General features: G+C 57.8%; 29 protein-coding genes. All 29 read left to right on the forward strand.

Going from position 1 to position 22,906, the window contains the following annotated elements; all coding sequences use genetic code 11:
• The first annotated feature begins 73 nt into the window (after window positions 1-73).
• Window positions 74-1,681, forward strand: a complete 1,608-nt coding sequence (locus AZSP09_RS18205; protein ID WP_152091033.1) for a hypothetical protein — start codon at window positions 74-76, stop codon at window positions 1,679-1,681.
• Window positions 1,678-2,013 carry a hypothetical protein gene (locus AZSP09_RS18210; RefSeq protein WP_152091034.1) on the forward strand — a complete coding sequence of 112 codons (336 nt, stop codon included), beginning with the start codon at window positions 1,678-1,680 and terminating at the stop codon, window positions 2,011-2,013. The genes AZSP09_RS18205 and AZSP09_RS18210 overlap by 4 nt, the downstream gene beginning before the upstream one ends.
• Complete coding sequence (locus AZSP09_RS18215; protein ID WP_152091035.1) at window positions 2,010-2,483, forward strand: hypothetical protein; 474 nt, start codon at window positions 2,010-2,012, stop codon at window positions 2,481-2,483. Before AZSP09_RS18210 ends, AZSP09_RS18215 begins: the two co-directional genes overlap by 4 nt.
• Window positions 2,480-3,247 (forward strand): Lar family restriction alleviation protein, encoded by a 768-nt coding sequence (locus tag AZSP09_RS18220; RefSeq protein ID WP_152091036.1) that lies wholly within the window; start codon window positions 2,480-2,482, stop codon window positions 3,245-3,247. Before AZSP09_RS18215 ends, AZSP09_RS18220 begins: the two co-directional genes overlap by 4 nt.
• A 10-nt stretch (window positions 3,248-3,257) precedes the next feature.
• Window positions 3,258-3,497 (forward strand): hypothetical protein, encoded by a 240-nt coding sequence (locus AZSP09_RS18225; protein WP_152091037.1) that lies wholly within the window; start codon window positions 3,258-3,260, stop codon window positions 3,495-3,497.
• Between the two features lie 21 nt (window positions 3,498-3,518).
• On the forward strand, window positions 3,519-5,096 hold the full coding sequence (locus AZSP09_RS18230; protein WP_152091038.1) for a hypothetical protein: 1,578 nt from the start codon (window positions 3,519-3,521) through the stop codon (window positions 5,094-5,096).
• A 3-nt stretch (window positions 5,097-5,099) separates the two neighbouring features.
• Complete coding sequence (locus AZSP09_RS20780; protein WP_152091039.1) at window positions 5,100-5,555, forward strand: DNA translocase FtsK; 456 nt, start codon at window positions 5,100-5,102, stop codon at window positions 5,553-5,555.
• A 56-nt stretch (window positions 5,556-5,611) separates the two neighbouring features.
• Window positions 5,612-6,589 (forward strand): hypothetical protein, encoded by a 978-nt coding sequence (locus AZSP09_RS18240; protein ID WP_152091040.1) that lies wholly within the window; start codon window positions 5,612-5,614, stop codon window positions 6,587-6,589.
• Between the two features lie 13 nt (window positions 6,590-6,602).
• Complete coding sequence (locus AZSP09_RS20180) at window positions 6,603-7,091, forward strand: hypothetical protein (RefSeq protein ID WP_197739103.1); 489 nt, start codon at window positions 6,603-6,605, stop codon at window positions 7,089-7,091.
• Window positions 7,091-7,270, forward strand: a complete 180-nt coding sequence (locus AZSP09_RS18250) for a hypothetical protein (protein WP_152091041.1) — start codon at window positions 7,091-7,093, stop codon at window positions 7,268-7,270. The genes AZSP09_RS20180 and AZSP09_RS18250 overlap by 1 nt, the downstream gene beginning before the upstream one ends.
• A gap of 11 nt (window positions 7,271-7,281) precedes the next feature.
• Window positions 7,282-8,196, forward strand: a complete 915-nt coding sequence (locus tag AZSP09_RS18255; protein WP_152091042.1) for a GIN domain-containing protein — start codon at window positions 7,282-7,284, stop codon at window positions 8,194-8,196.
• Window positions 8,197-8,199: 3 nt separating this feature from the next.
• Window positions 8,200-8,478, forward strand: coding sequence for a helix-turn-helix domain-containing protein (locus AZSP09_RS18260; protein WP_232058924.1), 279 nt, complete (start codon window positions 8,200-8,202; stop codon window positions 8,476-8,478).
• The gene (locus tag AZSP09_RS18265; RefSeq protein WP_152091044.1) at window positions 8,475-10,532 is read left to right on the forward strand and encodes a site-specific integrase; all 2,058 of its coding nucleotides are present in this window, start codon (window positions 8,475-8,477) and stop codon (window positions 10,530-10,532) included. The genes AZSP09_RS18260 and AZSP09_RS18265 overlap by 4 nt, the downstream gene beginning before the upstream one ends.
• Window positions 10,532-10,912, forward strand: a complete 381-nt coding sequence (locus AZSP09_RS18270; protein ID WP_152091045.1) for a TetR/AcrR family transcriptional regulator — start codon at window positions 10,532-10,534, stop codon at window positions 10,910-10,912. Before AZSP09_RS18265 ends, AZSP09_RS18270 begins: the two co-directional genes overlap by 1 nt.
• Before the next feature lie 45 nt (window positions 10,913-10,957).
• Window positions 10,958-12,583, forward strand: a complete 1,626-nt coding sequence (locus AZSP09_RS18275) for a hypothetical protein (protein WP_152091046.1) — start codon at window positions 10,958-10,960, stop codon at window positions 12,581-12,583.
• 93 nt (window positions 12,584-12,676) lie between these two features.
• A complete protein-coding gene (locus AZSP09_RS18280) occupies window positions 12,677-13,480 on the forward strand; it encodes a toxic anion resistance protein (RefSeq protein ID WP_152091047.1) in 804 nt (267 codons plus the stop codon).
• A complete protein-coding gene (locus tag AZSP09_RS18285; protein ID WP_152091048.1) occupies window positions 13,477-14,628 on the forward strand; it encodes a toxic anion resistance protein in 1,152 nt (383 codons plus the stop codon). Before AZSP09_RS18280 ends, AZSP09_RS18285 begins: the two co-directional genes overlap by 4 nt.
• Window positions 14,629-14,806: 178 nt before the next feature.
• Window positions 14,807-16,075, forward strand: coding sequence for a hypothetical protein (locus AZSP09_RS18290; protein ID WP_152091049.1), 1,269 nt, complete (start codon window positions 14,807-14,809; stop codon window positions 16,073-16,075).
• 316 nt (window positions 16,076-16,391) lie between these two features.
• Window positions 16,392-16,763 carry a hypothetical protein gene (locus AZSP09_RS20025; RefSeq protein WP_172974831.1) on the forward strand — a complete coding sequence of 124 codons (372 nt, stop codon included), beginning with the start codon at window positions 16,392-16,394 and terminating at the stop codon, window positions 16,761-16,763.
• Window positions 16,760-17,188 (forward strand): hypothetical protein, encoded by a 429-nt coding sequence (locus AZSP09_RS18300; protein ID WP_152091051.1) that lies wholly within the window; start codon window positions 16,760-16,762, stop codon window positions 17,186-17,188. The genes AZSP09_RS20025 and AZSP09_RS18300 overlap by 4 nt, the downstream gene beginning before the upstream one ends.
• The gene (locus AZSP09_RS18305; RefSeq protein ID WP_152091052.1) at window positions 17,181-17,750 is read left to right on the forward strand and encodes a hypothetical protein; all 570 of its coding nucleotides are present in this window, start codon (window positions 17,181-17,183) and stop codon (window positions 17,748-17,750) included. Before AZSP09_RS18300 ends, AZSP09_RS18305 begins: the two co-directional genes overlap by 8 nt.
• A gap of 2 nt (window positions 17,751-17,752) precedes the next feature.
• Window positions 17,753-18,490, forward strand: coding sequence for a DUF4088 family protein (locus AZSP09_RS18310; protein WP_152091053.1), 738 nt, complete (start codon window positions 17,753-17,755; stop codon window positions 18,488-18,490).
• Between the two features lie 117 nt (window positions 18,491-18,607).
• Entirely contained in the window at window positions 18,608-19,384 is a 777-nt protein-coding gene (locus tag AZSP09_RS18315; protein WP_152091054.1) for a hypothetical protein, read from the forward strand.
• 4 nt (window positions 19,385-19,388) lie between these two features.
• On the forward strand, window positions 19,389-19,535 hold the full coding sequence (locus tag AZSP09_RS20030) for a hypothetical protein (protein WP_172974832.1): 147 nt from the start codon (window positions 19,389-19,391) through the stop codon (window positions 19,533-19,535).
• Between the two features lie 14 nt (window positions 19,536-19,549).
• Window positions 19,550-20,515 (forward strand): TAXI family TRAP transporter solute-binding subunit, encoded by a 966-nt coding sequence (locus tag AZSP09_RS18320; protein ID WP_152091055.1) that lies wholly within the window; start codon window positions 19,550-19,552, stop codon window positions 20,513-20,515.
• A 70-nt stretch (window positions 20,516-20,585) separates the two neighbouring features.
• On the forward strand, window positions 20,586-21,347 hold the full coding sequence (locus tag AZSP09_RS18325) for a hypothetical protein (protein ID WP_152091056.1): 762 nt from the start codon (window positions 20,586-20,588) through the stop codon (window positions 21,345-21,347).
• Window positions 21,344-21,859 (forward strand): hypothetical protein, encoded by a 516-nt coding sequence (locus AZSP09_RS18330; RefSeq protein ID WP_152091057.1) that lies wholly within the window; start codon window positions 21,344-21,346, stop codon window positions 21,857-21,859. Before AZSP09_RS18325 ends, AZSP09_RS18330 begins: the two co-directional genes overlap by 4 nt.
• Window positions 21,860-21,869: 10 nt before the next feature.
• Window positions 21,870-22,349: a hypothetical protein gene (locus AZSP09_RS18335; RefSeq protein ID WP_152091058.1), complete on the forward strand. Its 480-nt coding sequence runs from the start codon at window positions 21,870-21,872 to the stop codon at window positions 22,347-22,349.
• A gap of 3 nt (window positions 22,350-22,352) precedes the next feature.
• The gene (locus tag AZSP09_RS18340) at window positions 22,353-22,868 is read left to right on the forward strand and encodes a hypothetical protein (protein ID WP_152091059.1); all 516 of its coding nucleotides are present in this window, start codon (window positions 22,353-22,355) and stop codon (window positions 22,866-22,868) included.
• The last annotated feature ends 38 nt before the right edge of the window (window positions 22,869-22,906 follow it).

A 22,906-nucleotide genomic window follows, 5' to 3' on the forward strand; every position in this document is an offset into this window, starting at 1 on the left:
CAAATGTCGTGGGGTGAGGCGGGCTGGGAGCTTGCCTTGGGCCAACAGCCCAGTACAACCAAGGAGCAATGAATTGAGCCTCGAACTCGTATCCCTGACCGGTGCCGATGATCTTGTTTCGCCGGAAACCTTGGCGGCGCTCTCTGGACGATATCCGCTCGCTGAGTGGGCAATTCTTGTGTTTCCGGAGAAGGAAGGCACCCCTCGCAACCCTTCTCGCCAGTGGCGGGAAAAGTTCCTTTCCCTTGACTTGCCTCATACGGCGGCGCATTTGTGCGGCACACAGATTTTTCGTGAGCTTCTGGCTCCGGACACCGCCCAGGCAAGAATTGACGAACTGTCGCGCTACAGCCGTATCCAGTTGAACATCAATGCCCGCCGCCCGGACTTTACTGAAGAAGAGGTGCTGGCAATCTATCGCAAGCTGCTTGACGCCGGTCTGCACTTGATTCTTCAGCATCACGATGGGTCGTGGCGCGTCATTCAGAAGTTCATTGCCGATGCTGCTCCGGAAAGCCTGTCCCGCATCGCCCTTCTTTACGATGCATCGAAGGGCACCGGGCAGCGGCCCGAGTTCTGGCCTCCGATGTCTACTGTCGGCTCGGTTCCGCTCTTTTGTGGTTACGCTGGTGGTTTGGGGCCGGATGTTTTGGACGAAGAGTTGCCCCGCATCCGTGAAGCTGCAACTGCATGGCGCGATCTTCCTTTCTGGATCGACATGGAGTCGGGGGTTAGGACGAATAACGAGTTCGACCTATCCAAAGCAGAGGCTGTCTTGCGTATTGCATCCCGCGATGGTCGTTCGCTGGTACGTGGCGGCATCTATTTTGCATCCAAGGTTATTCATGCCCATCGCTGGCAAGCACTGCGGGCTTCTGGCGTTACGACGGCATCTTCCTGGATTGATGAGGCCGGAGAAGGCCAGACAGCAGACTACGCGGAACTGTCTGAGCGCTGCCTGAATGAAATCGCCCAGTCCGAACGCCTCGTGCTGTTTTGCCAGCCAGGCGAAATCCTGAAGGGAGCGCTTCTTGAGGCGGGCGCGGCCCTGATGGCAGGCACGCCCGTTTTTCTCGTAGGTGAATGCGAAAGCTTGAGCCGTGTTTTTCGCAAGCATGCGCTATGGCATGAATGCGCGTCTGTTGAGGATGCTGTAGCGGCACCGGTTCGTAACCCCCTTGAGGTTTCCGTGCGTCATCGCTTGGATAGCTGTGAAGACGCCTTGCGGACATTGGCTATCTACCTTGGCGTTGGAGGCTACAACGCACCGACCGTGGATGGAGTTGTCTTTGCCGAGAAGATTCGCTGGGGTGTCGACCACGTTCTGTCGGTAGAAAAACAGCGCAAAGCCGCGATGCCTGCATCGATTTTCGTCGTCACGGGTACGCGGTACGGCTACAAGGAAGACACGACCTGGACTTTGGCCTCGTGGCCAACCAAGGAAGCAGCCGAAGCCCATGTCAGCTTTCTGGAAGCGAAATTACAGGAAGCTGCGGATCAGGTGGCTGAAGGCTGTACGACCGGCCTTGATTACCCAGACCGCGAGAAGATAGAGGAATTGATGGTCGAGCACGACAAACAGCTTGAATTGGGAACCAATGGTGCCGGGTGGTCAGTTGAAGAGGTGCCGCTCCGAGTCGATGTCAAATCCTTCGTCATTATGGAGCAATCGGCAGGATGAAGTTGCTCTTCTGCCCGCACTGCCAGGACGTGCTCAAATTGCGTTTCGAGCAGCGTACCTGCGAGTGTGGTAAATCATGGGGCCGTTACGAAGACGAAGAGCACGCCCGAATCGGCGGCGCTGCCGTTCCCTTGGGTATCGGCAATCGGAGCCTTGTGGATGCGCTGGAAAGCCGCCCAGCAGACGGGAAGGGAACAACTTTCCTCGCCTTTGTAATCCCCCTTCAGTCGCCGTCAGTAACGGATGAAGGGCACGGTGCGACGCTGAAGTTTCGCGGCTCCAAGACCCGGACGCTTGAAATGATGGAAGCCCTACTTGGAGAGGGACGATGAAAGCGCTCTCCATTTGGCAGCCGCACGCATCCTTGCTGATGTCCGGCCTGCATAAGCCCTATGAGACTCGTTCCTGGAAACCGTGGGCCAATCTGATCGGCCAGCGTATCTGGATTCACGCCGGGAAGGCGACGGACGATCTCGAAGAGATGATGGAATATCTCTGCGCCAGAGCCGATGGAGGCCCGTTCGATCCTGCGTGGGAAGCGTATCGGGAAGCCTTGAAGCAGATGGGGTTTGGTCATCTGAAGGAAATGCCTCGTGGTTGCCTGCTGGGCACGGCAGTTCTCGCAGGCTTTTTGCCAACAGAGAAACTGGCCGAACCGGGATATTTCGGCAATTTCGGGCCAGGCCGTTTCGCGTGGCATTTTGTTGAACACGATCCGCTAGCATCACCGATTCCCTTCACCGGGAAGCAAGGGTTTTTTGAGGTGCCCAGCAACATCGTTGAAAGCATCCAACCAGCATGATCAATTTTCTGCCTTGCCCCTTCTGTGGTTCAACACGTATTGGCTGTCACCATGGCCGATCCGGTCGAAAATCAGGCTACCAGTGCATGTGCCTGGATTGCAAAGTGAAGCAAAGCAGTAGCTATCACGACAGCCCGGAGGCTGCTGCCGCTGTCTGGAATGCCCGCAAACCGCTCAGTGGTTCGCAGACCCGCTGGCCTCCGGTCGCGTTTGGCGCTCACCGTTATGGCCGCTGGGGCTATATCTGGCACACGGAAGATGACGTTGCAGGCTGGATTCGCACATCCAATCAGCAGATTCCCGATCCCAACGCGCACTGGCATGGCCCGGTAGCACTGTTTGACGACATCGAGGCGCTGGCTGATGAAGTTGAACTCAAGCAAGCCTGTATCGCTGGCATGCAAGACCAGATGTCCAAGTTGGCATCTCGGTTGGAGCATTGCCAACAATGGTATGCCGCTCGTTTCGAGCGCCTTGGTGACTTGGCCAGGACGCTTCCGGAGCCGACTCAAACGCAGCTTTTCAACATCATGGCCAATGGCTCTGCGGATTGGATGGAAACACCTTCGTATATGGGCATGCTGACCATGTACGAGCGCCAGCGCGATGAATTCGAGAAGCGTGCCGACAATCTTGGTGCCATGCTGGGCCGGATGACCCATGCCACGCGCCACGCTGACGATCCCCGGATTGTCGAAGTGCGAAATGCGGCGATTACGCTGATCCGCAAGCTCGGTGCGTCAAACCCCCTCAGAGCACCATAAGGTTCCAGCAATGGCTGATAAACATCAAACCATCCCCGAAGTCGATCAGGTGCTTGCTCGACTGCGCCAGGTGGGCGACAACTCGATTACGCTCTCTCGGGATGATGTCCGATGGCTACTGGCAGAAATCGATGGTGGTCGGGAAGCCTTCGGCGCTGTCGTTCAGAAAAAGAACGGACTGGAGCAACAGGCGAAACAGATGCGGCGCACCATTGACGATTTATCGGCCTTGTTGCGGAAGAAAAATTGACGATATAGAAGGCGAGAAACAATGAAATACGCACTCCAAAAGCTTCCCAACGGCCAGACCCAGATGGTTGATGCCAGCGGTAATCCGCTCAGTGGCGCTGACGCAGATCGTCCGATCCTGCATATTCTGCCGAAGCTGTGGGTTCCCGCCGAAATCCTTGGACGCCCGAACAAGCGCTTTGATGATGGGCTGATGTGCGAGGAAATCATCCTGACGGTGACCTCCAGTCTCCCGATTGATGTGATGCCGGAAGGCGGGATCGAGATTCGGCAGCCGTATCCAAATCGGCGCTATTTCGTTGGTGGCTCGAAGTTGATCCGCAATGGCTGGATTGTGCCAATCCCTGCGGACGTAACTGAGTTCGACATCGAATTTCAGTGGCACATCGAAAGCGCCGCCATGTGGCGTGTCTATCCCAAGGATGACTGGGAGGTTCGCCATCTCATCCATATCAAGCTTCACCCCGGCAAAGGGATTACCTATTCCATGGATGGCTCCTGCTGGCCGGAGCGTGAAGGCCCGGCCATGCGTATTACCCCCGTTTCCGTGCTGGGATTCGAAGAGGAAGACCAGATTGATCGGGAGCGGCGTCAGATCATCAAGGATTGCGATCTGATCTACACGGACGGGGAACTCCAAGGCGAACTGGCGGGCTACTTCCTGGAAGAGCAGGTGGACATTACGGGCATTCCGCTGGAACACGCTTGGAGCATCGACGCCTTCCAGGAAGAGCAGCTTCATGAAGTGCGGCAAACAGCCATTCTCACCCACGACATCGAGGCGCACCGGGCCAATGGCCCTGTTGAGATGCCTGCGGAACTGTTTCTGCGGGCAATCGATCATGCGGAGAAAGTGGCGTTTGGCAAGAAAAGCAAGTTTGCCAAGACGATTGCCGGGGTGCCCGGAGGTATGGAACAGCATCCAGCCATGAAGCTTCTCTGCGACTGGTGGGAATCCGTCCGGCACGAGGGCGAACCGTTCAAGCCAGGCATGGCCATGCCCTTGGTGCGCGTCCGCGATGACGGCGATTACTGGTGGGGTGACCGTGAGGTTCCCAACTCGCCCGTCAACGGTTTCAACCCCAGCGGGCGTGATGCAGCCCGTATCGGTGACCAGATTCTCGTGCTCTTCCAAGCCAAGCAGGAGAATGCCGTTTTCGACAATGACGGCATGACGGTATTCCTGCCAAGCGGGGAGCAGTTCAGCACCATCGGGATCGACAAGGAACAATTCCTGAACGGCGAATCGGATGAGGCTTGGGCCTGCCTGAATGCGCTGGCGTCCTTCCGCGTCCGCTTCCCCTTGGCATGGGAATTCCTGAACAAGTCAGGAGGTGAATATCGGATGGCCGAACGGGCTAAAGTCGCTCAGCCCGTGGCGCTCCCGGAAGGATTCAAGCCTTGCCAGAACTGCGGCGGCATGCCTGTGATTACCGAAGACCCAACCGGCAAGTTCGGGAGCCGCTACCTTTTGACGTGTGGTGACCATGTTTCCATTGGCGACGACACGCTTGAAGGTATCCGGCAGGATTGGGAATTCGACTTCGATGCAATGGAAGATATGCTGGAAGGGACGCCCAATGACGGCGGAGGCCAGTAATTCATGCTGGTACGCGCCAAGGAAAGTGTCGTCGAGCTATTCTGCGAGCACTGCCAGACCGTAGAGCCGGTCAAGAATGGGCTTACCCCTACTGGTTTTCTGCGGAAGTTCAACGCCTTTCGGCGGCACCATGACCAGCAATGCCGGTACGTAGCCGAACGTGACGTTGCCATTGAGAAATCCATCAAGGCAACGGATAACGTGATCAAGTCCGTGTCTGGCATCGACGTAGCACCGGACATTAAGGGCACCCGTGTAGACCCCTATTACGACCGGGCAAAAGCTGTTGTGCTTGAGCATCGCCGAGCGTCCATTTCGCTGGTGCAACGACATCTTCAGATCGGCTACAACCATGCTGCGCGGCTAGTAGATGCTATGGAGGGCGACATTCTTGGAAAACCAGGGCCGCAGGGCATCCGCCCAATACTGCCTCAGAATTCCACATGCGGCGAGCATTGATAAATAAACGCATTGCGTATATACTGACGTTATATTAAACGGGAAGGAAGAGACTGATGCTTACGCTGACTGTTGCGGAAATCAAAGACCTGGCGGAATGTGCAGGGCTGGTACTGAAGGAAGACTGCTTGCCGGATGAGGATGAACTGGAAACAGAAATCACCATCATTCCGTGCCCTGAGAGTGGTGTACTGGACGATGACGGCAAGCCCACGCATTACGCCCACATTGCCTATTTCGCCGAGTATCCGGATGAAGGCAGTTATCCGTTGGGCAACGAAATTCAACCATCAGCCGAAACTATTGGCCGAATGATATTGGCCGATTTGAAGGAAGTGGTGAAGCACACACACGGGGCGGAAAACAAACTCCCTGCCTTCTCGTTCTCCACTTCATCGAATGGCCGCGACCTTAGCCAAGAAGAAGCCTTTGAAGCAGGGAAGAATGTTGCGCTGAATGCCTTGGAAAATTCTCCGCATCCGCTTGCTGTAATGGATGAACTCTGCAACTCCGAGGCGGAGACCGCTTACGCTATGGGCTGGAACTCCATCTGGGCAAGCCCGGCGAACAAGGCGCGTGCCCACACGGCACACCTCGATGGCCGCCCAGAAATTGACATGGAAGATGTCCTGAAGCAGAGGGTTGCTGATGGGCGGCCTATTTATGTGACCGGCGCACCGCAGTCTGGCGTACTGGACGCGGTTACTCGCATTGCAGAGCAGTCCGCAGCCGAAACGGGCAAACCGGCAAAGATTATCCAGTTTGTTGAGCTAGCGCCTTTCCCAGAAGGCGCTGTGACGCTGAATCCGGTTGCGGCCTTTATCGATGAACCAGATGCCTGTATGGAAATGCTGATGCGAGGCGCTGGGGTCAGTTATCTTGCCGTTGAACCTTACGATCTAGCGAAACAGAAGGGGCTGGAAGCCGCTAAGTGCAATCCGGTGAGTATCAAGACGCTTGTCGATGCCTGGTACAACGAACCCTCACTGGCCGATCTTGCGATGGCAGTCGAGCGGGCTTTCTTGCCTAAATAAACGGAGGGGCTGCATGTGTAATTTCCAACATGGAACCATTGAATGCCGGGGAGACGGCTACTGCTGGAATGCCGACTGTGACGGATTCGATCCGAACGACCACTCTTTGCCTTGCCCGGCCTGCAATACGAAAGCCTGGCTTGAGCAACAGAAGGAAGAAGCTGAAACCTGCATCTCGTTCAGCGGCATCGACTCCGGCACGGGTGTCGACATCTGGGAAAGTGCAGTACGGGTTGCCCGGCGGGAAAATCACGAAGGCGTGGAAGCGTTGCTGCGGGAGATTGGCGAGGTCAATGCCTTGTACGAGGATGAGCAGGGTGAGACGCAAACCAAGCGCTTCGTCTATCCCGGCCAAGGGATGTCCGTTCTTGCCGACTCCCTGCTAAGCCAGACGCCGGGTGCCGTGCCCATGATCTTCGACGTTGGCCCGAGCTTCAACGAGTGCATTATTGCTCCGTCTGGCTCTGGCATGTCCGGTCAGTTCGACAAGCTGGCCAAGTGATGAGCAAGCTTCCTACTCAGGCCCCAGTCCCGACGTTCTCGATGCAGCCCGTCAAATATGAAGACGGCAGTTGGGGTGTAACCGTTCAGGTGACTGGCCTAGCCAGCGAGCAACAGGCCGAGGCTGCGATGCAGCACATGCAGAAGTTGTTCTGCGGCGCCCAAATCAACGAAAACTAAGGATCAGACGTATGTTCGGAGCAGGCAGGAAAACCGCAGAACTAGAACAACGCATCAACGACTATCATGCAGCGCTCCAGCGGATTGCTCAGCACGTCGGGGTGGCTAGACATCAATTGCCGCCTGATCGCCTTGCTACAGCGATTTGTGATGGCATTGATGCCCTGGTCGGCAAGGAACCGCCGAAGGCATCCGCACCGGGCAGCGAAAGTCGCTCCATCACGGCCAATATTCGCAAGATCAGACTGAGCGGGGCCGTGGATATTGTGGTTCGACAAGGCTCTGAACCGAAGATGGAAGTCTTCTCCAACGACGCCAACGATCTTCCCAAGATTCTGACGACGGTTTCCTGTGACTGCCTGACGGTCGACAACGAACCGATGATGATCATCAACAACGGTGGAAGGGTAACGCAAATCATCTCGGGCAATGGCAACACACAAATTGCCGGTCGAGATTACTTCGAAGGTGGATCAATCCACATCGGGCGCAACTTTGGCAAGGTGATCGGCAATGGTGGCAGCATGGAACAACGCACTGGCCCGCTCGGCTTCCGTGTTGAAGTAACGTTGCCCAACGTGGCCAGTCTGCGTATCTCGGGCGCAGGGAATGTCACCTATCGGGACATCGACCAGGACGAACTGAGTCTCGATGTTTCGGGCGCGGGCACCATCGAAGTCACCGGCAAGGTCAATCGCCTGGAAGCGGATGTGTCCGGCGCTGGTGATATTGCTGCCTACCTGCTTTCTGCCACCCATGGCCGCTTGCGCGTATCAGGGGCAGGCAACATCAAGGCGACCGCTACAGAATCCGTTGTGGCCCGCGTGTCGGGCGTCGGCAAGATCAAGATCGCAGGCAATCCGCCGCAGCGCGATACCGATGTCTCCGGTATGGGCAAGATCAAGTTCGTCGATGGCAATTTCTGATTGATGAAAGTCATTTCCGAACGTATTACCCAGCCTACGCCGACCGAAGTTCGGATTGCTCGGGAACACGCTGGGCTGACCCAGGCGCAGGCTGCTGAATTGGTTTCTACGGCCAAGACGAAGCCATATCGAACTTGGTCTGGATACGAGACTACTGACACTGAAAACGTGAATGCCAGGGCGATCCCTTTGGCAACGTGGGAACTCTTCTTGTTGCTGACCAACCAGCACCCTTCCATGAAGCTGTCTTTCCGCCGTGGCGGAAAATCAGGCGCTGAATGAACGTATCAGACCTGTCCGAACTCCTAGACCGGATTGCTCGCGTTGATGGGCGGGTGAAGCTGCTCGCGCTAGATGGGCAAGCAGTCGCCAAGTTATCGTCAATGGTTGTCTGGGCTTATCGAGACCGCCGCTCCCTTCAAGCTACTGTTCGGTTTGGCGATACTGAATTCAGGCCGCAAAACATCAACAAGGCTGTTGTGATCAACTCCGGCAGCACGATGTTCGACTTCGAAATCAAGTCCATCATGCTCGCCTTACTGCACCTCGGTTTGCAAGAAGGTGGCACAACTTACAAGTGGAACTCTGTCTCCCAGCGAGTCAGAACGCTCAACCGGTTTGCCGGATATCTCATCAAGCGCGGGGTTAGATCGTTCCGTGACTTCGAGACGATGGAGCTACTGCGGCTTCGGACGTTGATGCTGGGTTTTATGCTTGCCGGTGAGGATCACGGCGGTTTGAGTGCCCAAGAATGTTCCTCCGGTTACAAGACATTCCGTGACGCCCTGAAGCATGTTGCAGACTATGGGCTGGTCATCAGAAGCGATTATCGTGACCTGTTGGACGATCTGACCCTTGGTGCTATCGACAAGCACGAGGCAGAAGCACGCCTGCGCCATCCAATCATCCCCACAGGCGTAATGAAATCCCTGATCGCAGAGGCAGACGCCTATATCAAGGAAGCCGGTGCCCAGCTTCAAGAGCTTGAAGCCCTGATGCGACTGACAAATACAGCCATCCCAGGCAGTCCAGTAAAAGAAGTCCGCACGGTCATCCCGTCGCGGCAAAGGGTAGCGCACGCCCGGCTCAGTAAATTGATCCAGCGCTACTTCAAGGATCTTCCTCGACATGTCTATATGCTGGTGCTCGCCTTTACCGGCATGCGAGACAACGAGGCTTTTGCGCTTGAGACCGGCAGCGCTGGAAAGCGGAAGGAGAACGGCGAGCAACTATTCTTCGTCAAGAGCATTCTGTCCAAAACGGATGACAACACTATCGAGCTGGACTGGGTAGCAAACGAATTGACCTATGAAGCCATTTCGCTTCTGAGTCGGATCAACGAATTGTTCTACGAGCGTGCCCGGTTCTTTCTTGAGCATCTGAGCGACCGTCTCACACCGGAACAGCACCATGAATTAGAGCTTGGCCTGTCGGATCGCCGATTGTTCGGCATCCGTATGACTGCCTCAACAACGGCATTCATTTGGACAGGCACCGGGAGCGACTACAACGTGATGCTCTCTCTCCGGAAATACCGAATCCCTGTCACCCGCGCTGACATTGCCCAGTTGGAGCGCATGGAGTGCAACTACCAATCGGTGTCGGCAAACAGTGGCAGCCGGGGCGTTCCCTACGAAGAGGGCATTTGCTTCAATCTATCGCCACATCAGTTCCGTCATACCTTTGCATGGTTCATCATCGCCAATCGCCTTGGCGATATCGATGACATCAAGTACCAGTTCAAGCACCTCAATAGGGCCATGACCCTTGTCTATGGGGAACGCGGCTACAAATCGCTGAGCGAACTGAAGGAGTGCATTGAGTTCTTCGAGACGTTCGTAAATCAAAAGTCCATCGACGACATTGTTCAATCTTCGGTTGAGGGCCAGGTGGCCGGTGGCGGCGGTGAGCGCCTGGTCAAGCTACTCAAGGGGCTGAATGGTGGCCAGGATGAAGTTGTCTATGGCGCAGAGCATCAAGCCCACTTCCATAGCGCAAAGGATGTCGTTGCCTTTGCAACTCGGCACAGCGAGTCGATTCGAGGGCTTCCCCACGGGTATTGCACCAAGGGGCCGTCCTGCAAGATCAAGAATGCGGCTGATCCCTCGCATTGTTTGTACTGCGACACCTACTTCGCCACACCAAAGCACCTTCCGTACTGGAAGACCATCAAGGCCAACTGCGAGACAAAGCTGGATCGGATCGCGGCAATGCCCGATACCGCCCAAGGTCAGTTCGCAGCCTTCAGGCAGGTTCTCGAAGACAACCTGTTTGCCGCCAACAAGATCATTGGCAGGCTATTGCCGCCGACTCAAGACAACCAGAGGGCAAGCTAATGGACACCCGCGAACAAATCGAGCAAGCCATCAAACAGATGCTGGATGCAGGGGAAAGCATCAGTATCAGCGCTGTCGCAGAGAAATGTGGCGTATCGCACTCCCTCATCTACAACCGCTACCCTGACCTCAAAGAGAAGATCAAGGAACTGAAATCCGGTCAGAAGGCGCGTCAGAAAACTGAGAGCGACGAAGCCTTGATCTCTACCCTGCTGGCCAAGAACAAGGCTCTGCAAGAGAAGGTGAAAACCGAAAACAGCGGACAGGCGGAGGAAGCGTTCAAGTCCATGCTGTCACATGTACAGCAGGTGTATTCGATGTACGACCAGTTGCTCGATGACCGTAACAAATTGGCCGAACGACTTGGGCGCGGGCAGTAACAAACCAGCAAATCACCCCATCCAAAACATCACAAAAGCCTGATTTTGACCATCCAAAGTGTTACTCACTGCAAAGCCAGTAACGGCGCGGGAGTAACACTTTTTGCCCCTCCCCTAGAGGGCGTTGGCCGAGCGGAAAGTGCTGTTCGCGCCGGGAATCTGGCGAAGAGAGCAGAATCAGCAGAACAGCTTGTCCAGACCAATGCCGATGGCAACGTTGCCATCGCGCCCATCATCGAGTGGTCGTATGACGAAGTGTTCACCTACCTGGGCATGTGCAGCAACGGCCTGGAAGAGACCTACTCCGACTTCAAGCGCGTCATCGAGATCTACCGGGAAGCAAGCGGGGAATGTGTGATCGCCGGCTCGGATGGCAACCGTACCGCCTCGGCTTGCGGTAGCCGCACGGGTTGCTACACGTGCCTTGCCGTCAAGAACGATCGCAGCATGGACCAGATGGTTCAGGAGCCCCACAACGCCTTTATGCGCCCCCTGGCGGCCTTCCGGCGCTTCTTGGCCAACACCTTCCACGACCTCTCCCGCCGCACTTGGGTCGGCCGGACGATCGACGAAAACGGGTACATCCGATTTGCCGTTGATGGCTACAGCCCGGCGATGCTGCAGGAGTTGCTTCGCTACGCCCTGACCATCGACATCGAGGAGCGCGAGGCGGCCGCCGGCCTCGGTATCGCCCCGCGGTTCCAGATCGTGTCCATGGAGGCTCTTCTGGCGATCTCGGCTCACTGGTCTTTGCAGGGTTTCGCCCTCCCCTACTCGGGCTTGAAGATCTATCGGGACATCGAGCGCGGTGCCCGCTACCCGGTACCGGACGTACCGGAAGCGCCGAAGGTAGCGATTCCCCCCGCTCGTTTTATCCATTGCGGCCGAGGATGGGACGAGGGCCACGCATGGATGTATACCGGTTTACGTGACGTGATGATCGACGCCTTCGGTGGAGAAGGCTGCATCGGTCACCGGGAGATTGTCTCCAAAGGACACCAGCGGACCATCATGGACGTGGCCAACAGCGAGATGTTCTCGATCGACGCCGAAGGCGCGGCCATGTTCATGCTCTTCGAGCTGGACCGCGTGGTGGATGACTGGCATGGCCCCAATGCACGGCCACTCCTGATGGAGGGCCATCACGTCGCCGGCGTCGAGTACCGCAACTACGTCAGCTACGGCTTTCTCTCTGTCGCCAAGGGACAGGAAGGGAAGATCGACGAAATCCTTCGCCGGACTGCATGGCGCGAACGCCTGGGCTTGGCGGGCTATCAGTATGAGCATGCGCGGGCGCTGGCCATGTCGGTGGAGGCGCCGGTCCCCATCATTCCCAGCCAGGAGGAAGTGCTGGCCAAACAGAGGAACGAAATCAAGGCGCGGCGGGAAGCAAAGCGTCAGCAAATTGCACAGCAGCGCATGTCCCTTGCGGACTTGCATCGTGACTGGGCTCCGGATGTGTCGTGGCGGCGCCTGGTGCAGCAGGGAAAGCTGAAGATGCCAGCAATTCCGCGCACCAAAAATGGGCGCTTGGTGTTGCGCCACCTGATCACTCGCTATGCTTTCCTGTCATTTTTGCAGGAAAATCCCCTTGTTATGCAACGGGTTCGTCATTTTCGTACTCGCCGGCGCAATTCCGTCACCCGTGACCTGTTCGGAATGGCGGCATGAGCGCAATTTGGCCCCTGAAGCAGATCCGAGAAATCCGAGAAACGCTGTTGGCATAAGCCTACACTCTGCCCATCAGGAAACACGAGATAGACCATGACCGAGCAAGTGACCGAGCACATCGACCTGAGCAAGTATTCCGATGAAGACCGCGCAGCGATCGAGGCGATGCAGGAAGAGATTAATCTGGCCTCTACGGTCGCCATCACCAATTTCTGCAATGTCTCATCGGCCAGCGCGGGGATTGAGGCTTTGTCGTCCGCCATGGAGCAGGCCCCGACCAGCCTCCTGGCGGGAAAGATCGCGGAAATTGTCGCGAAGCTCAGCGAGGCTGATCCGCGCATCGTTGCGGAAAAGCCGGGCTGGCTTGCCCGGGTTACCGGATCGGCCCTGGAGGGCAAGGTGCGGTATCAGGTGTCTCGGAAGGCGGTCGACACCCTCATCGAAGAGGCCGATCGTTTGTCCGAACATGTTGTGTCCCTAGTGGGCAAGTTGGAGGAGATGATGGCGGCACACGCCAAGGAGTCCCGCCAACTCGAGCTGAAGATGGTCGCAGGCAAGCTCTATCTCGAGCGCAACCCGGATGCGGGGCTTCCGCCGGCGGGTGAGATCGCCTTCGACAATCCGCGGGAGCGTTTTGCCCGCAGGCTCGCCAGCATGGCCGCCCTCTTCAGCTCCAACGAGATGAGCCTGACCCAGATGAAGCTGACCCGGGCCCAGGCCATCGACATGGTTGAGCGTTTCCATGAGATCAGCAGCGTCTTAGTCCCTGTGTGGCGTCAACACACAATGGCGCTGGTGTCTTCCATCAAGAATAGTCCTGAAGCGATCACCGTGGCGGCAAAGGCCCACGAATCGCTGATGACCAGTCTCTCTGCATTGAAAGGATCTGCCCGATGAACACCGTTACCACCCAATCTGCTGCTGACCCGAAGGTCGGCAATCTGGTCGAAACCGCTGACCAAACGCTCCCCGCTGTGCTCGATGCCGAAACGCTGAAGGCCGTTGGCCTTTCCCAGAGCGACTTGCCGGCCATCACCGGCCTCGCCGCCAAGATCGATTCCCGCAATCCGATCAGCGTCGCCGAGTTCGGCCGCGATGTCGCCGATCACACGTCGCGCTATGCGGACACGCTGCTTGAGCAGGTTCGCAGTTCCGATCTCGACGAGACGGGCACCAAGTTGAACCAGGTGGTGCTGGCTGCCAAATCGCTCAATCTCAGCGCGCTGTCGGACAGCCGCTCAAAGATCCCCGTCATCGGGCGCTTCATCGATCGCATGAAGCTCACCAAGGACAAGTTCGTCCAGCAGTTCAACACCACCAAGGAACAGGTCGACAGCCTGCTCACAGAGGTCTCCAAGACTCAAACTGGCCTCTCCACCCGCGTGCAAAGCCTCGACGAGATGTTCGATGCTGTGAAGGAGGAATATCGTCTCTTGGGCCTGCATATCGCTGCCGGCCGCATGAAACTCAACTCCCTGCGGGATGAAGCGGACGCCATGCGACTTCGCGACCTGTCACCGGCCGAGGTGCAGGAGCTTAACGATCTGGAAACGTTGGTCTCGAACCTCGACAAGCGCGTCGGCGACCTGCAAGCGCTTCAGCATTCGGCACTGCAGTCCCTGCCGATGATTCGGATGATCCAGGCCAACAATCACATGCTGGTCGACAAGTTCCACACGATCCGAGAACTGACCGTGCCGGCATGGAAGCGCCAGTTCATGCTGGCCCTATCGCTCAACGAGCAGCAGAATGCGGTCCAGCTGGCGGACTCGATTGACAACGCGACCAACGAATTCCTGCGTCGCAACGCCGAACTGCTGCACAAGAACTCGGTCGAGACGGCCAAGGCCAACCAGCGCCTTGTCATCGATGTCAGTACCCTGGAGAAGGTTCAGGCCACGCTGATCTCAACGGTGGAAGACGTCATCCGCATTCAGCAGGAAGGCGTCCGCAGCCGGCACGAGGCCGAGGCGAAGCTGCTGACCATGCGATCCGAGCTCGAGGATCGATTGGCTCGCCGTCTGCCGGATAAAACGGCCGCCTAAACCCTCTCAAGACGCCCCCAAGTCGACGGACTGATGGTCAGAAATGACCGTCAGGGTCCATTCCTACGCCTAACCCCCCCGAAACGGCTGCATTTCGCTGTCGGCATATCGGGCGTCGCATGCAATGATCCGTCACGCGAAAACGCTGTAAGCGGTTCGCGATAAAGGAGAAATATCCATGAGTGACGCATTTTCCACTGCCATCACCCAGTCGGAAGACACTTCCGGCGCAATCGAAGAACTAAAGTCTCGCGGCATGCGCATCCGAGACCGTGGTCTTCGGGTGCTTGGCGTTGCTGGCGCTGCGGCTGTGATGGCTGTGGGCGCCCTCCTACTTTACATGAACATCGAGCCGATGTCGGCTTTCACGACCATCGATCTTCCGGCTTTGAGTGAGTCGGTTGCCAGTATCACGTCCGGGCCGGGCGGCATGACCAGCCCCTTCAACACGGTATTTGATTCGCTACGAGGCATTCTGACAGGAGCGTTGCCGAAGGCGCTTGCTGTTGGGGCAATCCTGATCAGTGGGATTGTCGGCGTCGCCAGCGGAAGAATCTCTACCGCGCTGACAGGCCTCATGATGGCTTTCCCCATCCTGTTTTTGCCGACGGTGCTCGATATCGTCGCCCCCGGCGGTGGTTCGCCCGCTGGACAGCAGGCGAATGGCAATAGCTTCCTCCATCAGTTGGTCGAGGAAAAACGCTACAAGGAACTGACGGCCGCGGCGGGAGAGTTGATGCCATTGGAGCAGGCCGCCTACGTCAAGGCGCAGATCGCCTACCTGACCAAGGATGGTGACACCCTCAAGGAAGAACTGGACACCCTCGCCACCGGCAAGCTGGAAAAATGGGCACCCAACTGGGAACGCATGAATGTCCTCGAAACGGAGGCATTTGGTGCCCCGAAGATCAAGGGGACGGTTGCATTCGCGGATGACGTCTATAGCAGGATGGCGACGCGCCAGAAAATTTATGGCAGCAGTGGGGCCCTGGCCATTGTCGCCGGTATTATTGGCGGCGCTCTCTTTGGCTTCGGCATGATGTTGGTGCGACGGGCCCGTCGCCTGGAAGAGATGCTTGGCCTCAACCGTAAGGAGGAGGCCCAGTCGGTGCCCGCCCTGGAAGACGTGCGCAGCAAGCCGCTCGAATTCGAGAAGATCGAAAAGCCCGAATGGGTTCCTGCCTGGCAACGTCCGGTGCAGTCGTTCACTCGAGAGCCGGCAGCATCCCCAGCCCCCGTCGAGAGCAGTGGGCCGTCCATGGTCGACGGGCTGTTGGTGGGCGCAGCGGCTGGGATGGTTGCTTCGGCCATCCTGGATGACGATCGCCCCTCTCGCCACTCGTCCGACTGCTCTTCGACGTTCTATGTCCCGGCTGACAGCTCGCCAGTCAGCAGTTCGATCGACAGCGGTTCGGGTGGCGATTGCGGTGGCGGCGGGGGTGATTGACATGAAAGCTACCGCCGTTCTTCCTCTTGTTGCAGGCGTAGCGTTCTCCCTGGTGCTTTCCGCTCCTTCGTTTGCTGGTAGCGTGAGTGCGGGGCGCTCGGTGAGCGTCAGCCGGCCTGTCAGCTACAGCCCGGCCAGGGCGTCATACGCTGGTGCTGCCGCCAAGCCAAGCTCCGCTTCGCGCGCTTCAACGAACTCGGCACCCGCCGCTACTTCCCGCGCGCCAGCCTCGGTCGCCAGTGCGGCACCGACTTCGACCCCAGCCAGACAAGGATCCTCCTCTGGCTCCTTCTGGACCCCCTTCGTCCTGGGTTACATGATGGCGCCGAGTGGAAGCCATGCCGCTTCCTCTACGCCAAAGCCTGCCCAGGGAAACGCGGCACCATCCCAAGGTTCAGTTTCAGCTCCGGCGCCGGCCGCAGCCGCGGTTGACCCAAAGGCAAGGACGGGCCCGTTTGCCATTGATGTTCCCGAAAGCGAACTGCTCGATGGTGATTGCAAGATCCGGCCGGCCGCCCAAGAGTTCATCAAGGGTTCCAAGATCGACCATTCTGTGGTGTTCCTCGCAACGCCCGAAAGCGGCCGGTGCGGCAAACTCCGCGAACGCCTGGCCGGGCAGGTTTCTCCGGCCATCCTGGTCAAATCTGATACCGACCACATCGTTCTCTCTCGGATGATGAAGCAATGAGCGAATCCATCATGAATCCGCGGCTCCTCACGCTGTTGCGATTTGCCAAGAGCGAGCGTTCCGGATCGACCTGGCGCGATGTCGCGCAAGCCCTGGGCGACCTTTACCACCCCGAAATGCGCCTCGCGGACGTGATCCATCACCTGGTCGCCGCCTACTCGGAAGTTCTGTGCGAGCCGCGGTTCGTGGTTGGACGTGGCGGCATGGCGTCCGAGGAATTGCTGCTCGCCCCAATCAAGGGTTATCACGCCATCGACCTCGCCGGGCCGCGGACCCTCGACACCACCTATACCGTTGAGCAGTTCTACAACGCCTTCGTGATCCACATTCTGGGCCAACTAAGTATCACCAGCATCGGATGGTGCCGCGATTGGTTCGACGGCACATCCCCTTCTCTCCCCCCTTTGGAGTCCATCCATGTCTGATTTCAACAAGCCCGTAGTTGCCCAACCTGGTTCGGGCATGTCTTTCCTGGCCAACGCCCTCGCGGACGCTCCTGGAGCGAAGCTCGTTGTGGTCGACGTGGGGCAATCCAGCGAAACATTCCTGTCCGCCCCTCCGCGCGCTGGTATGTCGGTACTGCACAACCAGCAGCTGTGGAAGGAAGCCACCGATGGTGCGCAGCTGGCCAAGAAGGTTGCGAATACGCTTCGCGACAGCATCAACGCGGCCTTCAAGACCTTGAGCGACATCGTGGTTGAGGAAGTCCTGCTCACCTTCCACACAAAGTCCGGTAAGGACCTGCTGATTAACCCCTTCGACCAAGCATCGATTGATGCTGCCAAGGCGGAGGCTCCCGGGGAGGGGGTCGGCCCCGCAATCTCGGCGCACCTGGTCGGATTGATTGGTCGAGGGCTTGTTACCGACGCAGGCCTCCTGCCCGCCGAATACCGCCATCTGTCGGCCCTGATCGGCACGACAACCGCACAGGCTGAGGCTGTGCTGGCCAACTGCAGCACATCGATCCACCTGACGGGAAGGTCCTGAAAATGGCTGAGATCGCTCTTTCGATATCGCAAGAACAGGAAGCCGCTCTGCGGCGCGACTACGACCACTTCTGCGAACTGCTGAACAATACGGTTACCGCTACCACCGCGCCGACATTCGAGCAGTATGTCGTCGCCAAGCTGACCAGCAATACAGAAGAGGTTGCAGATCAAATGGTCCAGTCGATCATCACATCCGGCGCCTATCGCTACCTCGACAGGTGGTTCAAGGGCCGCTTTTCCTCTTTCGTAATAACCCTGCTTCGCCTGTTGCGCCCTGCTGGGTACGGTTTCGTGCGCAGCAGGGAGACCAGCGTCGAGGCACTTGCCAAGGGTGCTGCATGGCTTCTCGACGCCCTCGAAGCCGAATTGGGCACTCCTATCCCACCGGAAGCGCGCGAGGAACTGCTACACGACATCCCCTGCAGTGCGTTTTGCGTCGACACACTCTTCCCCAACGAATCGATCGGACGGCTGTTCCATGTATCCGAGCAGTACCTGCGGGAGTGCTACACGCAGTATTCCCAGACTCTCAACGAACGAATCCTGCTCAAAGCCGAACTGCTGATCGAGTTCCTTTCCGAAACGCCCGAATGGCAGGGCGTCTGGGTTGAAGACTGGCGGCGTCGCTTCCATGACGTGCGCGAAGAGCTTCGGCAACGGCGCGAATCCCGGATGTCCTGGGTGGACCGCCTGCTCAAGCGGGTGGTCGAGCATCGAGAGGCTGCCCTGTCCCAATAACGGGGAACCAAAAAAACCAAATTCCCTGTGGCCTGATGCGTAGGCTACGAGATGCAAGAGGCGTAAGGCTTCGCCCCTTCTAGGGAATCTTTTACTTCAATCTGACAAGGAGAATTTATGTCACTTCCTTCGCTATCGCCCGACCCCGGGAAGACGAAGATCGTTGGGCTGCGCATCGCAGCCGGTGCCGGGGTGCTGGGCATCCTCGCCCTGGCGGCGCCGCTCATCTGGGCGGCAGCCAGCGCCGGCGTCGGGCTGATCGTCCTGATCGTCCTCGGCGCCCTGGGCGTCGGCATCATGCAGGCCCTGCCACTGCTCGGCCAGAAATGGGAGAACAAGTTGCTGGCAGCCCGCAAGGCTGAAGCACGCCGGAACCCCATCGAGCAGCTACAGAACTTCCTGATGGAAAAGGCCAAGCGCGTTGCCCTCTTCAAGCAGGCCGTGGTCCAGATCGGCACCCAGATCAAAGGCCTCACCGACATGCTGGAAGACCGCAAGCGGACCAAGCCCGGCTATGACGCCTCGAAACAGGAGGCTGCTCTGGCATCCATGCGACAAGCCCATCAAGTGCTGGAAGCCAAATACCGGCGCGCTGAGGAAGCCTTGGGCCAGCTCAAGGAAGTAATCGACGACAAGCGTTTCGAGTGGTCGTTCGGCCAGGCAGGTCAGGCTGCGATCGCCCAACTGAACGCGGCATCTGGTGAAGACCTGCTCAACCAGATGCTCGCCGACGAGGCCTTCGCTTCTGTTCGCGACAACTTCAACCAGGTGTTCGCCGAGTTGGAATTGGAGGCCAGCAAACTCTCCAACCAGCAGCAACTCACCTTCGGCAGTGGAATGACCCTGGACCTGTCCGGTATCCACATCCCCGAACTGCAGACCGTCGCGAGGTAAGAACATGTTCTGGAAGATTCTCAAGTGGGGCGGCTCCGCCGCGGTGGTCCTGGTAGTGGTGTTCGCTCTCCTGAACGCCCCTTCTTCGCCTGAACAAACCCAGCCGACGCAGAACGACGTCTCGGCTACCAACAAGAAATTCAACTTCTGACAAGGAAATCTCTCATGCGCAAAAATCTATTCATTGCGGTGGCCTTGCTGGCCGCCTCCATTACCGCCAATGCCGCCAAGGTCGACGGCGCTCCCGCCCCCGAATGCGACGGCCTGAAGATCGCGACAGGCCCCGCCGGCAAGGGCTACAGCAAGGTCTTCGCCGACATCAAGAAGGCCTGCGGCAATGCGGTTCCTGTCTGCGAAGTGACCACGACCGGCGGCCTGGACAACCTCAACGCCCTCTCCACTAAGGATGCCGACGTCGGCATCGCTCAGGTCGATACCTGGGCCACGATGAAGAGTGGCGATGAAAACGTTGCTGGCCTCCAGGGTGTTGTTGGTCTCAACTTCAACTACCTGCACGTCGTCACCGCCGCCAGTGGCTTCCGCGTGGCCGGTGAGAAGAAGTTCGGCTTCCTGAAGGGCGACGATAAGACCGTGCTCATTCAGCGCTTCTCCGACCTCAAGGGGCAGCGTGTGGCACTGGTCGGCTCTGCACAGCTGCTCGGTCGCCAAATCGACCGTTCCATGGGCTACGGGATGAACATGGTCGATGTCGACACTGACAGCAAAGCCTTTGACATGGTGCGCAAGGGTGAAGTGGCTGCTGCCATGTCGGTGAGCGGTTGGCCCAGCGGTTCGATCGCCCCGCTGAAGCAGGATTCCGGTTTGACCTTGGTCCCCTTCGACGTGCCGGCCAACAACCCGCAGTACGTCGTTCGCTCGATCAACTACAAGGGATTGGGCGTGTACAACAACAACGCCCTGGCCGTGCCGAACGTGCTCTTCACCCGCCCCTTCAAGGGCGAGAAAGCGCAGGATGTATCCAAGCTCCGCCAATGCCTGGCGGAAAAGCTCCAGGAACTGCAGGAGGGCAATTACCAGCCGGCCTGGAACGAGATTAAGGCCCTGAGCAACGTCTACGACGTACCGAAGTTCGGCGGCAGCCAAACGGTCGCCGGCAAGGGCAAGAAGTAATCCCTCTCGACGCATAGTCCTTGGCCATGATCCGTTGTTGGGTCATGGCCAAATCACATCAGGAGAGCACATGAAAAATAAACCTCGCAATGCCCTCTGGCTGAGGGTTCTGGATCTGGTCACTGGTGGCGTGCTGGCAGGGAGTGTGTCTTACCTACTGACGGGCTCGTTCTCACCATTCCTGACATTGATGCTGCTGTCGTACCTGTACTTCGGAAAAACAAAATATGGCCCCCAAGGAGAATTGCTCAGCCTTGACGACGCCAAGGACTCTCTTGTGGCCAGCATCGCATGGCCGTACCTCGCGTGGAAGAAATTAGACAAGGAACTGCAGGAGCCTTCCTCGGCTACCTATGATGCTTTCGTCAACGATGTCCATGTCGGCACGTTAAGCGACACGGACTACTCGAAGATAAAGCGTCAGGTGTTGCGCGACCCGCGGCTCTATTTCGCCCAGGTGATGAATATTGGCTGGGTAGCCATCAAGGCGCTGGATACATTTTTCCTCGGTATCCCGATCCTGGCTTTCTGGACCCTATTTGCACTCGCTTGTTTCGAGCCGGAAGCCTACGGAACGATCATTGCGACCCTCCAGCAAGGCCCTGATTCGATCCGTGCAGCGGCCAACCAATACATGTGGATTCTCTTCCAGCTTTGGTTCGTCTCCCTGCTAATTCAAGCGGCCGTTCGTGGGCACCTCCCCGGTTTTACCAACGTGTTCGACGCTGCCACAACCCGATTTTTGCGGCGCCAACTCGGCGTGGCAGCCGAAGGGGATGTGGCTCTGCACCAGCAGGTGTTCATTCAGACCGCCCCCGGGCATCGGGTATGACGGTCCGCTCGGTTACTTTCATCAGCGAGGCATCAGCAGTTCGCCTGAAGCCGCTGCCAGGTGCCGCGATCATCTCCATCATGAACCCCGGAGAGGAGGCTGCACTTCTGGAAGGTTGGGAGCAGCTACTGCGGGTTAGCGTTGCCGATGCTTCCTATGACGAAAGGACTATCGCGTCCTATGGGCGCATGTGGGCGCTATCTTCTCGAGGCTTCCCAACCAAGGAACATGCATTGGCCATCCGGGCCTTCCTGGACCAACTCCCACCCAACATCGAAACACTGATCATTCACTGCGGCGCGGGGGTCAGCCGCTCCGGCGCCGTGGCCAAGTATGCAGCCGAACGATTCTCGACCCACTTCCCGTCTGAATACGACCGCTACAACGAGGCGCTGTATCGGCTGCTGGTCAATCCAGCAGTCTTTGATGATGCACTTGCGCTGATCCCGACGAAAAAGCTGTCTTTGGCGCGCAGGATCTGCGCTGCCATTGGAATCTGTTCAGCGCGCTGAAAGGACCGGCGTGATCAACGATATCGACTATCTCTCTTCCTCCCGTTTTGAAGCCATGACGGGAGATCCGCGAACCGCGGTAGTCTCAATCACCGATCCGGGTAGTTCCGATGCTCGCATTCCTGCCGGGTTCGGACCCACCCTTCGCCTGAAATTCGACGATCTCGACGAATCAAGCCTGGGCAGCGGATCTGTTGGACAGGTGTTCTCCCGCCTCGATGCGGAGGCGGTGGTGTCCTTCCTGGACAGCGTTCAAGGCACTCCTGACATTACCCGGTTGTTGGTGCATTGCGAGATGGGCCGGTCCCGGTCAGCAGCGGTTGCTTGGTACGCCCTGTCCTTTGGTGGTCAAATGACACGCGAGCGCCGCATCGACGGCATCAATCTGCTGGTGTTGAGAATGCTTGAGGACGCCGGCGGCAGGCGCCTACCCCGGCCAACGGGCATGCTGGTGTCAGCTGGCTTTAGTCTGTCCGGGAGGGATCGCTAGATCATGTTGAAGAAACTGGAAGCCATCGTCGGCGCGATTGGTTGCGCGACGGAAGAATTCAAGGCCAGCATCGGCCCGCTGCGCGGAACGCTGTCCGAAGACGAAGCGATCGCCTTGTTCAAAGCAAATCCGCTGCGCTGGTTTCGTGATGCCAGGGGTCCGTATCTCTGGTGCCAGCAGCTCACCAATGGCCGGGTTTATCACACCGACGACATAGGCATCTATGTTGGTGACCGGCCCATCGGCTACGTCGAGCGATTCTCGGTCACCAAAGACACTCGAACGGCCCGTATTGGGCACATTGCTGTCGCCAAGGGACTGGAAGGGAAAGGATTGGGGTACGTCATAGCCCACGCTTTGCGTCTCGGCCTGGTGGCGAATTACCAAGTCACGACCATCATCTTCGCGGAAGATCACACTGATTACGAGGCAGCCGGATACCCGGCTTTCTTCACCCGCCTTGGAGCCACAATGGTTGTTGAACAGGCTGGCTATCGTCCTGTTTGGCACTGGAAATAGCTTCCCCCAAAGGGGCATCGGGATTTTCAAGAATCCGC

Origin of the sequence: Azospira sp. I09, from assembly GCF_009177135.1 — a bacterium.
GTDB classification, from domain to species: Bacteria; Pseudomonadota; Gammaproteobacteria; order Burkholderiales; family Rhodocyclaceae; genus Azospira; species Azospira oryzae.